Source organism: Dietzia sp. ANT_WB102, from assembly GCF_008369165.1.
GTDB lineage: Bacteria > Actinomycetota > Actinomycetes > Mycobacteriales > Mycobacteriaceae > Dietzia.
Genome location: NZ_VOBA01000001.1, coordinates 1,722,951 through 1,735,310, shown reverse-complemented (window position 1 = coordinate 1,735,310; position 12,360 = coordinate 1,722,951). Strand labels below are relative to the sequence as shown.

Genomic DNA, 12,360 nt, shown 5'->3' with positions numbered 1-12,360 from the left:
CGAGCCCCACCCGTCTCTCCGGTCCGGACGCGGAAGATGACAGTTCTCGTACATCCTCTCCCGCGGCTCCTGTGGGGGCGACGCGGGCGCGGAGCGGGCGCGGAGCGGGCGCGGAGCGGGCGCGGAGCGGGCGCGGAGCGGGCGCGGAGCGGGCGCGGAGCGGGCGCTGGTCCCGCGGGCGCGGGGCGTTCCGTCCCTTGTGAGGCACTCGCACACGGAGTCCGGAATACTGGCGGGGTGCGACCCCGCGACCCCGTCCTCTACGCCACCTGCTCGTCACCTGGCTGTCCCCGCTAGTGGAGGCGTTCGAGAAATGACCACCGTACTGGTTTTGTGGGATCTGGACCTTACCCTCCTCGACCCGGCTGGCTTCGGCGCTCGCATGATCGCGCCGACACTCGCCGACTTCCTCGGCCGCGACCCCGTCATGGGGGCGTCCTTCGCCGGGCGGACCGACCGGGCGATCCTCACCGACCTGCTCGAGAGGAACGGGGTGGAGCTGCACGACGACGAGATGGTCTTCGCCCTGATGGAGGCTGTTGCCCGGAGGTGCGAAATCTTCGGGCACGATCTCCTCGCCGGTGGTGGCGGTCCCCTACCCGGCGCCCACGAGGCGGTCGCCGCTCTGGCCGAGTACCCGCGGTTGCACCAGGGGATCGTCACGGGCAACATGCGCCGGACCGCGCTTCTCAAGCTGCGGCTCTGTGGTTTCCACGGACTTCCCGATCCCGGCCTTGGCGCGTTCGGTGATCATCACGCCGACCGCGCCCTCCTCGTCCGGGACGCCATCGCTGCCGCCCGGACCCGCGGCCTCGACGTCAGCCCCGAGCAGGCCGTGATCGTCGGCGATCACGTCCACGACGTTCGCGGCGCACTCGACGCGGGCGCCGCGTGTGTCGCCGTGGCCACCGGCAGGGTCTCCGCCGACGACCTCCACGCCGCCGGGGCCCACGCAGTCCTGCCGGACCTCACCGACCCCGACGCGCTGCTGACCGCGATCCACGCCACCGTCTGACCTGCGGCCCCTCCCCGCGGCCGCCCTCTGCGCCGCCCACGCGGCCCCAACCGCCCCTGTCCCCCGCCACCCACTCCGCACTCAGCAGCCCAGGCACCACGCCGCCCACGCCCCACGCCATATCTGACATTCGCTATGTGATGCCTTCTGCCTGATAGCAAATACGCCGAGTTTGGGAGCAGCCAGATCGCGCTATCAGGTATCGCGCCGCCCTGACTGCGACCAAATTGAACAGTCTCCTCCCGAGTCGCGCTCAAGCTACGGCGCGGCCCGCCCACGACACAATGCCGCCTCGATCTGACGGATGACCGTGGCGTGGCTACGCAGCATCTGCGCCGTGACGCGGATGACCTGCCAGCCCAGTTCAGCCAACTCGGCGTTGACTCGCGCGTCGTGCTCCCAGGTGGACTGCCGACGGTGGACCTCCCCGTCGTAGAAGATCGCTACCCGCGATTCCGGATACCCGAAGTCCGCGACTGTCACCCTCACCCCGTGCTCGTTGTAGATGGCCAACTGCGGAATCGGGTTCGGCAACGTGGATCGGTTGAGGATGAGCCTCAGCCTCGTCTCCCGCGGCGAGTCCGCACTGTGATCGCACTCGCGCAGGAGGTCCCGCACTCGACGCAGTCCGTGCAGTCCGCTCAGTGTGGACGCGAGTGCCCGCACCTCGGACACGTTCATCCGAGCCCTGTTGCAGACGGCGTCGACCTTCGCGATTGCCCTCTCGTCGTCGTCCTCCCACCTCGCGATGTCAATCGCCGTCCTCGCGACTGAGGTGCAGGCGATGCCGGAGCGCACGTCACGCTGCCCCTGGGGCAGCGAACTCCTGAGTCTGCGTGTACGCACTCCGGGAGGCGAGTGTGTAGGGCCGACTGTATAAATGTCGACCTCGCCTAGCAGCGACTCCGGGGAGTACCACCGCTCACCATGCAGGTGCGCGGCCGCCAGTCCACAGACGATCGACCCGGGCGGCGCCCATAGCGCTGCCGCGCGGACACGGGTCAACGCGTCTATCGGAGCGGACGCTTCGGTGTACACGTCCGGAAAGATTCTGCTGTACGAGGAGCGCAAGGCATGTTTTGTCACACGGCCCGCTGCCAGCGCGTAGCTGCCGATAAAGGGTCGTGCCGGATCATTCGAGGTCACATGATGAGCTTCCCGCGGGGAACGCTCTCAAATCCGGCCGGTGCGATGACTGTGAAAAGGGATGACGACCATCCACAGACGCTCAGGTGAAATTGGTAGCACTCAGTGGGGCAAGAAGCCTGAGGGGGCTACGTGCACGCCACCAATATGTCCGTGATTGCTACCAAAACACCATGGCTGGACGTGCGGCGAGCTGAACGGGCGGCGAGCGGGACGGGCGGCGAGCGGGACGGGCGGCGAGCGGGACGGGCGGCAAGCGGGACATGCGACGAGCGGGATGTGCCGCGAGCGGGATGGCGGGCGATCAGCCCTCGATCTGCTCGCCCAGCTCCATCCACCGTTCCTCGAGGGAGTCCTTCTCGGCGGCGACGTCCTTGAGCTCCCGGTCCAGGTCGGCCAGCTTCGCGGTGTCCATGGCGCCTTCGGAGACTGCGGCCATGGACTTGTGAAGTTCGGCCTCGCGCTTGTCGAGCTTGCCCATCTGGCGCTCGATCTTGGACATCTCCTTGGTCAACGCACGCTCCTCGGCCGAGCTCAGGCCCGAGCCGGAGCCTGGAGTGACAGAGCCCGACCCGGACGCAGCGCCGGCTCCCGCGGGGCCGGTAAGCCCCGGCGCGGATGCTCCTGTGCCGGCGGCGCCACCACCGACCGCGCCACCAACCGCGCCTCCACCGGCGCCTGCGTCCGCGACAGGAGCCGACCGGGAGACCTTGCCCGAGTCGCCCGCGGCCCCCGCCACCCGGCGGCGCTCGAGGTACTCGTCGATGCCGCGTGGCAGGTTGGTGAGCTGGCCGTCGCCGAAAAGTGCCCACACCGAGTCACAGATCCGCTCGACGAGGTAACGGTCATGGGAGATCACGACCATCGTGCCGGGCCAGCCGTCGAGCAAGTCCTCAAGTTGGCGCAGCGTGTCGATGTCCAGGTCGTTGGTGGGCTCGTCGAGCAGCAGCACGTTGGGCTCGGCCATGAGCACGCGCGTGAGCTGCAGCCGTCGTCGTTCGCCACCGGACAGGTCGCCGACGGGCGTGCGCTGCCGGGCTGGCGAGAATCCGAGCCGCTCGGCCAGCTGGGAGGCGGTGAGCTCGTCGGCGCCGAACGACACGCGGGTGGCGACGTCCTCGATCGCCTCGAGCACCCGCTGGTCCAGTGGCAGGTCGTCGAGTTCCTGGCGCAGCCACCCGATCCGGACGGTCTTGCCCTCCTTGCGCGTACCCGCCGCCAACGGGGCCTCTCCTGCCAAGGCCCGCAGGAGCGTGGTCTTGCCGGAGCCGTTGACACCGACCAAGCCCACACGCTCGCCGGGCGCCAGCCGCCAGGTGAGGTCCTCGACGAGGGTGCGGCCGTCGGGTGCGTCCAACCGCACGTCTTCGAGTTCCACCACGACCTTGCCCAGGCGTCGCGCCGCGAAGCTCGACAGTTGTAGCGAATCGCGGGGCGGCGGCACGTCCTTGATGAGGGCCTCGGCGGCCTCGATGCGATAGCGGGGTTTGGAGGTTCGTGCGGGCGCGCCGCGGCGGAGCCAGGCGAGTTCCTTGCGCATGAGGTTCTGGCGGCGCGACTCGGTGGCCGCAGACTGGCGATCGCGCTCGGCGCGGGCGAACACCCAGTCGTTGTAGCCGCCCTCGTACTGCTCGACGTGGCCGTCGACGACCTCCCAGGTGCGGGTGGCGACCGTGTCGAGGAACCAGCGGTCGTGTGTGACGACGACGAGGGCACTCGATCGCGCGACGAGGTGGTCGGCCAACCACTGGACGCCCTCGACGTCGAGATGGTTGGTCGGCTCATCCAGCACGAGCAGGTCCAGGTCCTGCACGAGGGCCGCCGCGAGCGACACCCGGCGTCGTTCACCGCCGGACAGGTCCGCCACCGGGGTGTCTAGTCCGAGGTCGTGGATGCCGATGCCGTCGAGCACCGCGCGGACTCGTGCGTCGCCGGCCCACTCGTGAACGGCCAGGCCGAGCCTGCCGACCACTGCCTCCCCCACGGTGTCTGCGGCGAGTTCGGTGCGCTGCGTGACCACGGCGATCCGCAGGCCGCTCACCTGCGAGACACGCCCGGAGTCGGGCTCGGTCACGCCGGTAAGGATCTCCAGCAGGGTGGTCTTGCCACCACCGTTGAGGCCGACGACGCCGATACGGTCGCCGGCGTTGACGCCCAGTGAGACGTTGTCGAGCACCTGCCTGATCCCGAAGGAGATCGAGCACTGCTCGAGGTTGATGAGGTTGGTGGGGGCCATCTCTACTTTCCTGTGGGGTCGTCGACGATGCGTGCGCCGCCGACCGGGCCGCGGGTCACGCGGACCTCGCGGGCGACGCCGTGCTCGCTGATCTCGGCGGCGACGGCGATCGCGTGGTCTCGGTCGGTGCAGAAAAACAGGCAGGTGGGTCCGGAGCCGGACACCATGCCGCGGAGGGCTCCCGCCTCCCGGCCCGCGCGCAGCGTCCTACGCAGGGCGGGCATGAGCGCCAGCGCCGCGGGCTCCAGGTCATTCGCCAGGAGCCCGGCCACGGCGGCCGGGTTATCGCCGGCGAGGGCCTCGACGAGCGGCTCGACCCCGGCCGCGCGCGGCAGGCCGCGGCCGGGCGCGCCCGAGCGGGCAGGGGCGTCACCCGCGTGGATCGGGTCGACCTCACCGCGCTCGGCGCGCAGTCGGTCGAGTTCGGCGAACACCGTCGGGGTGGACAGTCCGCCGTCTGCCAGGGCGAGCACGATGTGCTGTTCGGCGCGGGCGTGCAGCAGCGTGGCCACCTTCTCGCCGCGCCCGGTGCCCAGCGCCGTACCGCCGCGGATACAGAAGGGCACGTCGCTGCCCAGGTGGGCGGCCCGCTCCTCCAACGCCGCCCGACCCAATCCCAGACCGAGCAGCCGGTCCGTGGCCACGAGTGCGGCCGCGGCATCCGCGCTCCCGCCGGCCATCCCGCCGGCCACGGGGACGCCCTTGTGGATCCGGATCGCGATGCGGGCGTCCGACCCGGCTTCCTCGCGGAGCAGATCGACCGCCCGCGCGGCGAGATTGCTCCGGTCCGTGGGCACCTGCGGGGCGCCGGGTCCGGTGACGATGATGGTGTCGTCGTCGCCGTCGTCGACCCCGCCGCGCTCTGCCGCGACCGTGTCGCCACGGGCGCCGGACCTACGCTCACCGACGAGCTCGACGGTGACCTGCTCCCACAGGTCCACGGCCCGGTACACGGTGAGCAGGTCGTGGAAACCGTCGGCGCGCACGTCCCCCACTGCGAGGTGGAGGTTGATCTTGGCGGGGGCGACGGCCGTCACGGCGCGCGCGCCGGCGGAGGTGGAGGCGTCGCGGGACATGACCACCAGCCTACGGCTCGCGGTGCGCCGGACCGATCCCGAGCCGCACCGCCGCCTCCGCGATACGGACGAAGTCGGCGGTGGTGAGCTGCTCTCCCCGGGCCTTCGGGTCAACCGCGGCCTCGGTCAGCGCGAGTTCGGCGTCGGCGCCGGAGCCCGCCCACCCGGACAGGGCGGCACGCAGGGTCTTGCGGCGCTGGGCGAACGCGGCGTCGACCACCGCGAACACCCGCCGACGGTGATTGGCGCCCAGGTCCCACGGCGCCTCGGGGTACGCGTCGATCCGCACCAGACCCGACTCGACGTTCGGCACGGGCCAGAAGACGTTGCGGCCAACGGTCCCCGCCCGGCGGACGGTGCCGAAGAACCCGGCCTTGACGCTCGGCACGCCGTAGACGCGGGAGCCTGGGGCGGCGGCCAGTCGATCGGCCACCTCGAGTTGCACCATCACCAGCGCAGTACGCAGGGTGGGCACCTCGGCGAGCATGTGCAGCAGCACTGGCACCGACACGTTGTAAGGCAGGTTGGCCACCAGCGCGGTGGGCGGCGGGTCCCCCAGATCAGTGCCGGCGACGGCCAGGGCGTCGGCGCCCACGACGGTCAACGCGTCGGCCAGCAGCGGCGCCCGCTCGGCGACAGTCCGGGGCAGCCGCCCGGCCAGCACCGGGTCGATCTCCACGGCGACCACGCGACCAGCGGCGTCGAGCAACGGCAGGGTGAGAGAGCCGAGGCCGGGCCCGACCTCGATCACCGTGTCGTCGCGGCCCACACCGGAGGCCGTGACGATCTTGCGGACCGTATTGGCGTCGTGGACGAAGTTCTGCCCGAGAGCTTTGGTGGGCTTGATGCCCAGTTCCTCCGCGAGCGCGCGCACCTCCTGCGGGCCGAGTGGCTCGGCTTGCCCGCGGAAGGTCGCGTCCGGGCCGGTCAGCGCAGGCCCAGCTTCGCGGTGCAGGCCGGCCAGGCGCCCCACCCCTGTGCTGCCTGGACCTTCTCGGCGATCGCGATCTGCTGCTCACGGCTGGCCTGGTCGGCGGTGGGTGCGTATTGTCCGCCGCCGTACGCGAGCCAGGTGCTGGCCGCGAACTGCAGCCCGCCGGTGTACCCGTTCCCGGTGTTGATGCTCCAGTTGCCGCCCGACTCACACGCGGCGATCGAGTCCCAGACCCCACCGTTGGAGGGCTCCGGCACGGCCGGACGGGGCTTGGTGCCCACGCGGACGACGGCGGGCCGGGCCTCGGTGAGGATGTTCTCCGAGCTGCGCTCGCGCCCGGTCTCGACGCCGTTGACGCGGGTGACGGAGTATTGCACCTCGCGCTCGCCGGGGACGCCGGACTCGGTGACGGTGCGCTCGCCCTCGACCGCCTCCGGGTCGTCGATGGTCCGCTCGGGAGCCTCGAAGGGCTCGACGACCTTCTCTACCGCGGTCGTCACGCGGGTGATGGTGATGGGGGTGCCCGGCTCGGCGGGGGCATCGGGGGCGGGGGTGACGGTGTCCTGCGGGCCGAGGGTGATGCGGGCACGTTCGAGGAACTCGCCGACTGTCTCGCCGGGCGAGGACATCGGAGTGGCGGGGCCGCCGTTGTCGGACAGCAGTAGTTCGCGCGGGGTGACCACGGAAACGCTGGCGCCGTCGAGCGGGACCGGCGAGTCGATGCGTGGGGTGACGTAGCTACGGGGTGGGACGTCGCCACGCTCGGCCACCAGGTCGGCCACGGTGGTGGCGGTGGTCCACACCTGCTCGCTTCGTCCGTCGACCTCGACCGTGACGGGCCGTGCGCGCAGGAGGGTGACGGTGTCGCCGTCGCCGAGGCGGTCGCTGGGGGCGATCACAACGTCACGCTCGTCGACGGTGTACCCGGCGTCGGCGAGTGCGGCCCGGACGTCGGAGCCGAAGGTGACCAACTCGAGCTGCTCGCCGTCGACCTCCAGGGTGTACTGGGTGCGCTGGTTCACTGCCGCGACGCCGCCCACGACCAGCGTGGTGAGCATCCCTGCCACGGACAGTCGCAGCATCGTCGAGCGGGACCGGTGGATCCGCTGAATGGGGGCGAGCAGGCCCTTGGTGCCCTCGGGGGTGTCGGTCCGTGCGTCGTCAACCACTGGTCGGTTCTCTCCTCGGATAGTCCCGTGAGCGGCCGTACAGCCGATCGCGTTTCATCACGGTAGCGTAACGAACCGGTCGTGCGGCGGCAACGTGACCCGCCTGACATGCGCGAACGAGCCGACGATGACGACACATTCAGGTCACGTTCCGTTACATTCGCCACTCGGGCCTCTCGAGCACCACTCGCCACAGGGTCTCTGGCCGGTGGCGCGGGTCGCCCGTCAGACGGTCAGGCCGAACACGGCGCGGGCGGTGTCCGCCACCTCCGCGACGAACTCCTCGGGCGTCTGCCCGCGCACCTCCGCGATCGCGCGGGCGGTGTAGCCGACCAGGCCGGGCTCGTTACGGGCCCCACGAAACGGCTCGGGCGCCATGTACGGGGCGTCGGTCTCCACGAGCAGCTGCCCCGCCGGGGCCAGGCGTGCCGCCTCGCGCAGGTGATCGTTGGCCTTGAAGGTCACGTTCCCGGTGAAGGACAGCACGTACCCGCGCTCCAGCGCCTCCACCGCGACCTCGAGGGGGGAGGAGAAGCAGTGGAGCATCACGCTCGGCACGCCGGATCCCGGCCCGGCGACCTCGGAGAGCACCCGCATGAGGTCCGCGTCGGCCTCGCGGTTGTGGATCATCAGGCACTTGCCCAGTTCCGCAGCGAGCCCGGCGTGCCAACGCAGGGACTCCTCCTGCTCGGCCGGCTCGGCGCAGCCGTCCATCGTGCCGACCCAGTAATGATCCAGTCCGGTCTCCCCCACCGCGACGACGCGCGGGTGGGCGGCGAGTTCACGCAGGCGCGTCCGCACCTGCTCGCCGCGCTCGGGGTCGGTGACCTCGCGGGCGCGGGTGGGGTGGACGGCCACGGCGGCGTACACCCGCTCGTCGGCCTCGGCGGCTGCCACCACGGCCTCGGACTCGGCCAGGTCGTCGCCCACGGTGACCATCGCCGCCACGCCCGCGAGCGCGGCGCGGTCGGCCGCGGCGCGCACCTCGTCCGCCGTGCGGTGTCCACAGGAGTAAAGGTGCGTGTGCGCATCGACGAGCCCGGGTAGCGGCTCGGGCAGGACCGGGGTGGGGCGGGATTTTCGCTTACCCATACGGTCTGTCAGTCCTCCTGCTGGATCGGCGCCCAGCTGGGACCGGTCTCGGCCAGCTCGGGGTCAACCTTGGCGAACAGCGGGCTGGGCTTGGCCAGCGGCCTGCCGGGGGTGATCTCCGTGCGCGCCCACCGGGCCTGCTCGGATGCGTAGTCCCCCATGATCACGGGGTAACTGCGGCCGGCGTCGGGCAGCCCGGAACCGACGAGTTCGACCGGCATGTCATCGGTCACCTCGTGCACCTGCGGGGCCGCTGCCCACACGCCCTGCCCTCCGATCGCGCCGTGGATCTGCTGCGCTGCCGACGGCAGGTACGGGGTGAGCAGCGTGTTGGCGTCGGAGACCACCTGCAGTGCGGTGTGCAGGACGGTGCCCAGACGGTCGCGCTGATCTGGCTCCTTGGCCAGTTTCCACGGCTCGGTCGCGGCGATGTAGCGGTTTGCGGCGCCGACGATGCGCATCGCCTCGGTGGCACCAGCCTTGAACCGTGAGCGCTCCAGGTGCGCTCCCACGGTGGCGAACGCGGACTCGGCGTCGCGCAACAGCTCGGCGTCGAGATCGGTCAAGGTGCCGGGGCGGGGGATCTCCCCGAAGTTCTTGTGCGCCATGGACACGGTGCGGTTGACGAGGTTGCCCCACCCGCCGACCAACTCGGAGTTGGTCCGGCGCACGTACTCGTCCCAGGTGAAGTCGGTGTCGTGGTTCTCCGGCCCGGCCACGGAGATGAAGTAGCGCAGCGCGTCCGGCCCGAACTCGGCGAGGAAGTCGCGCACGTAGATCACTACGCCGCGGGAGGAGGAGAACTTGGACCCGGACATAGTGAGGAACTCGCTCGAGACCACCTCGGTGGGCAAATTGAGTGCGCCCAGCGCCCCCGGCTCGCCGCCGTGGGCGCCCCGGCCGTCGTAGCCGATGAGCTCGGCCGGCCAGATCTGCGAGTGGAACGTGATGTTGTCCTTGCCCATGAAGTAGTGGGAGACCGCCTCGGGGTCCGTCCACCAGCGCCGCCACGCCTCGGGCTCGCCGGACCGCCACGCCCACTCGATCGAAGCGGACAGGTAGCCGACTACGGCGTCGAACCACACGTACAGCTTCTTGTCGCCGCGGTCCTGCCAGCCCTCCACCGGGATGGGGATGCCCCAGTCGATGTCGCGGCTCATCGCGCGCGGACGCAGGTCCTTGAGCAGGTTGAGGGAGAATTTCAGGACGTTGGGCCGCCAGTCCTCACGCCCCTTCAGCCAGTCCCCGAGCGAGTCCGCGAGCGCGGGCAGGTCCAGGAACCAGTGCTCAGTCTCGATGAACTTGGGGGTCTCACCGTTGATTTTGGAGACGGGGTTCTTCAGGTCCGCCGGGTCGAGCTGATTGCCGCAGTTGTCGCACTGGTCGCCGCGGGCACCGTCGTATCCGCAGATCGGGCAGGTGCCCTCGATGTACCGGTCCGGCAGTGTACGTCCGGTGGACGGGCTCACCGCGCCGGTGGTGGTCTTGGCCACCATGTACCCGTTGCTGTGCAACCCGCGGAACAACTCCTGCACCACGGCGTAGTGGTTCCGCGTGGTGGTGCGGGTGAACAGGTCGTAACTCAGCCCGAGCCCGGCGAGATCGTCCACGATCACCCGGTTGTAGCGGTCCGCCAACTCTTGGACGGACACGCCCTCCTTCTCGGCCTGCACGAGAAGGGGCGTGCCGTGTTCGTCGGTGCCCGAGACCATCAGAACGTCGTTGCCGGCCATCCGCTGGTAACGCGAGAAGACGTCCGACGGCACCCCGAATCCCGAGACGTGTCCGATGTGCCGAGGGCCGTTCGCGTACGGCCATGCGACCGCGGTGAGGACTGTCTTCGCCATGCCTACAGACTAGGCGGTGGTGGACCCGTCACCTGAGGAGGTGGTCCCCCCGGCCCCGGAGCCGGTGGTGTGCGGCTCGTCGCCGCCCCGGACGGCCCACGGCGCGGACCGCTTGTCCAGCCGGTCCCGCTCGGACTTGGGCAGCAGGTAGACCTTCTCGGTGATGAACGGATCCTGCGACAGTGCCTTGACGATGGACACGCACAGCGCGCCCAGCACCAGGACGAACGGTGACGCGGCGATGATCGTGAGGTTTTGGAGGCTGCTCAGCGCGCTCTCCGGCTCCCCGGACCGCAGGCCGGGCAGCAGCATGAGGATCGCGACTGCCGCGGTGAGTGCGCCCCACAGGACGACCAACCAGCGCTTGGGGTTCTCCGCTCCGTTCTGCGACATCCCGGCCATGACGATCGACGCCGAGTCGGCACCGGTGACGAAGAAGATGGAAATGAGGACGACCGCGACGAACGACAGGATCGTGGTGAAGGGCAGCTCGCGGAACATGGCGAACAGCTGCAGTGTCGAGTCGCCGTCGCCGTAGATGCTGCGCCCGCTGAGCTCGAGGTTGAGGGCTGCGCCGCCGAAGATCGCGAACCACAGGATGCTGAGCACGCTGGGCACGATGAGGACGCCCACCACGAACTCGCGGACGGTGCGGCCGCGCGAGATGCGGGCCAGGAACATCCCCACGAACGGCGACCAGGAGATCCACCACGCCCAGTAGAAGACCGTCCAGCCGGAGAGCCATTCGCCCGCAGTGCCGTCAACGCTGGCCCCGGTACGCGAGGCCATGTCGAAGAAGGAACCGATGTAGCCGGCCAACGAGGTCGGAACCAGGTCGAGCATGAACACCGCCGACCCGGAGGCGACCAGGACGAAGAGGGCCAGAGCTACTGCGAGGACCATGTTGATGTTGGACAGCAACTGGATACCGCGGTCGATTCCGGACACCGCCGAGAGCACGAAGCACATGCCCAGCACGATGATGATCCCGACGGCGACCGCAGCGCTCTCAGCCGATACGGTCCCGGTCTCGGCCAGGCCCGCGCGGATCTGCAGGGCACCCAGGCCCAGCGAAGCCGCGGTGCCGAAGACGGTCGCGAAGATCGCCAGGACGTCGAGGACCTTGCCCTGCCAGCCCTGCGCGCGTCTTTCGCCCATCAGGGGCACAAACGCGCTGGAGATGAGGTGACGCCCGCCGTACCGGTACGCGGTGAGCGCGAGCGCCAGTCCCACCACCGCGTACACGGCCCAGGCGTGGGCGGTCCAGTGGAAGGTGGTGGTGGCCATTGCCGTGGTCACCCCGGGCCGGGCGCCCGGCGGCGTGTCGATGTAGTGCGACAGCGGCTCGGACACGCCGTAGAACATCAGACCGATGCCCATGCCGGCCGCAAACATCATCGAGATCCAGCTGGTGGTGCGGAATTGCGGCCGCTCCCCGTCCGGGCCGAGGCGCACGTTGCCGTATTTACTCAGCGCGAGCCACAGGATGAACGCCACGAACAGCGTCGCCGCCAGGACGAAGAGCCAGTCCACGCTCCTGGCTGTCCAGTCGAACGCGGCCGTGGCCGCGCTCTGGAAGGATTCGGTGAATCCCAATCCCCACACGAGCACGATCCCGACCAGGACCAACGCGGGGATGAACACCCCGTAGCTGATCGCGAGCGACGGTGATTCGGCGCCTGTCGCTGGACTGTCTGGTCGCTCGGGTCGCGAGGGCGGGGAGGACTTCTCAGGTGTGGTGGTCACCTAGACAGCATTAGCACGGAACCGGAACCCGGGCCGGTTAATGTCTCCTTCACGATCGCCCGGGTTGGACCCCGAGGGCCCCTGTCTGCCAGGTTATTG

At 70.1% G+C, this 12,360-nt stretch carries 9 protein-coding genes; 1 reads left to right on the top strand and 8 read right to left on the bottom strand.

Annotated elements, in window-relative coordinates; translation table 11 throughout:
• Positions 1 to 313 precede the first annotated feature (313 nt).
• A complete protein-coding gene (locus FQ137_RS08050; protein WP_149291925.1) occupies positions 314 to 1,015 on the top strand; it encodes an HAD hydrolase-like protein in 702 nt (233 codons plus the stop codon).
• A 258-nt stretch (positions 1,016 to 1,273) separates the two neighbouring features.
• Here FQ137_RS08050 and FQ137_RS08045 read toward each other — a convergent pair whose 3' ends face one another.
• The 8 genes from FQ137_RS08045 to FQ137_RS08010 all read right to left on the bottom strand — a co-directional run bounded on the left by FQ137_RS08045 (position 1,274) and on the right by FQ137_RS08010 (position 12,261).
• Positions 1,274 to 1,861, bottom strand: a complete 588-nt coding sequence (locus FQ137_RS08045) for an endonuclease domain-containing protein (RefSeq protein ID WP_149291924.1) — start codon at positions 1,859 to 1,861, stop codon at positions 1,274 to 1,276.
• A 604-nt stretch (positions 1,862 to 2,465) separates the two neighbouring features.
• Positions 2,466 to 4,397, bottom strand: coding sequence for an ABC-F family ATP-binding cassette domain-containing protein (locus FQ137_RS08040; RefSeq protein WP_149291923.1), 1,932 nt, complete (start codon positions 4,395 to 4,397; stop codon positions 2,466 to 2,468).
• 2 nt (positions 4,398 to 4,399) lie between these two features.
• Positions 4,400 to 5,473: a 4-(cytidine 5'-diphospho)-2-C-methyl-D-erythritol kinase gene (locus FQ137_RS08035; protein ID WP_149291922.1), complete on the bottom strand. Its 1,074-nt coding sequence runs from the start codon at positions 5,471 to 5,473 to the stop codon at positions 4,400 to 4,402.
• Between the two features lie 10 nt (positions 5,474 to 5,483).
• The gene (gene rsmA, locus FQ137_RS08030; protein WP_149292719.1) at positions 5,484 to 6,404 is read right to left on the bottom strand and encodes a 16S rRNA (adenine(1518)-N(6)/adenine(1519)-N(6))-dimethyltransferase RsmA; all 921 of its coding nucleotides are present in this window, start codon (positions 6,402 to 6,404) and stop codon (positions 5,484 to 5,486) included.
• Positions 6,401 to 7,576: a resuscitation-promoting factor gene (locus tag FQ137_RS08025; RefSeq protein WP_149291921.1), complete on the bottom strand. Its 1,176-nt coding sequence runs from the start codon at positions 7,574 to 7,576 to the stop codon at positions 6,401 to 6,403. The genes rsmA and FQ137_RS08025 overlap by 4 nt, the downstream gene beginning before the upstream one ends.
• 225 nt (positions 7,577 to 7,801) lie before the next feature.
• A complete protein-coding gene (locus FQ137_RS08020) occupies positions 7,802 to 8,668 on the bottom strand; it encodes a TatD family hydrolase (RefSeq protein WP_149291920.1) in 867 nt (288 codons plus the stop codon).
• A gap of 8 nt (positions 8,669 to 8,676) precedes the next feature.
• Entirely contained in the window at positions 8,677 to 10,515 is a 1,839-nt protein-coding gene (gene metG, locus FQ137_RS08015; protein ID WP_149291919.1) for a methionine--tRNA ligase, read from the bottom strand.
• 9 nt (positions 10,516 to 10,524) lie between these two features.
• Positions 10,525 to 12,261 carry a BCCT family transporter gene (locus tag FQ137_RS08010; protein ID WP_255583802.1) on the bottom strand — a complete coding sequence of 579 codons (1,737 nt, stop codon included), beginning with the start codon at positions 12,259 to 12,261 and terminating at the stop codon, positions 10,525 to 10,527.
• Positions 12,262 to 12,360: the final 99 nt, after the last annotated feature.

Bases quoted from the DNA above. Each gene is read 5' to 3' on its own strand.
- FQ137_RS08050 (WP_149291925.1), top strand. From the start codon at position 314: ATGACCACCGTACTGGTTTTGTGGGATCTGGACCTTACCCTCCTCGAC.
- FQ137_RS08040 (WP_149291923.1), bottom strand. From the start codon at position 4,397: ATGGCCCCCACCAACCTCATCAACCTCGAGCAGTGCTCGATCTCCTTC.
- FQ137_RS08035 (WP_149291922.1), bottom strand. From the start codon at position 5,473: ATGTCCCGCGACGCCTCCACCTCCGCCGGCGCGCGCGCCGTGACGGCC.
- FQ137_RS08020 (WP_149291920.1), bottom strand. From the start codon at position 8,668: ATGGGTAAGCGAAAATCCCGCCCCACCCCGGTCCTGCCCGAGCCGCTA.
- metG (WP_149291919.1), bottom strand. From the start codon at position 10,515: ATGGCGAAGACAGTCCTCACCGCGGTCGCATGGCCGTACGCGAACGGC.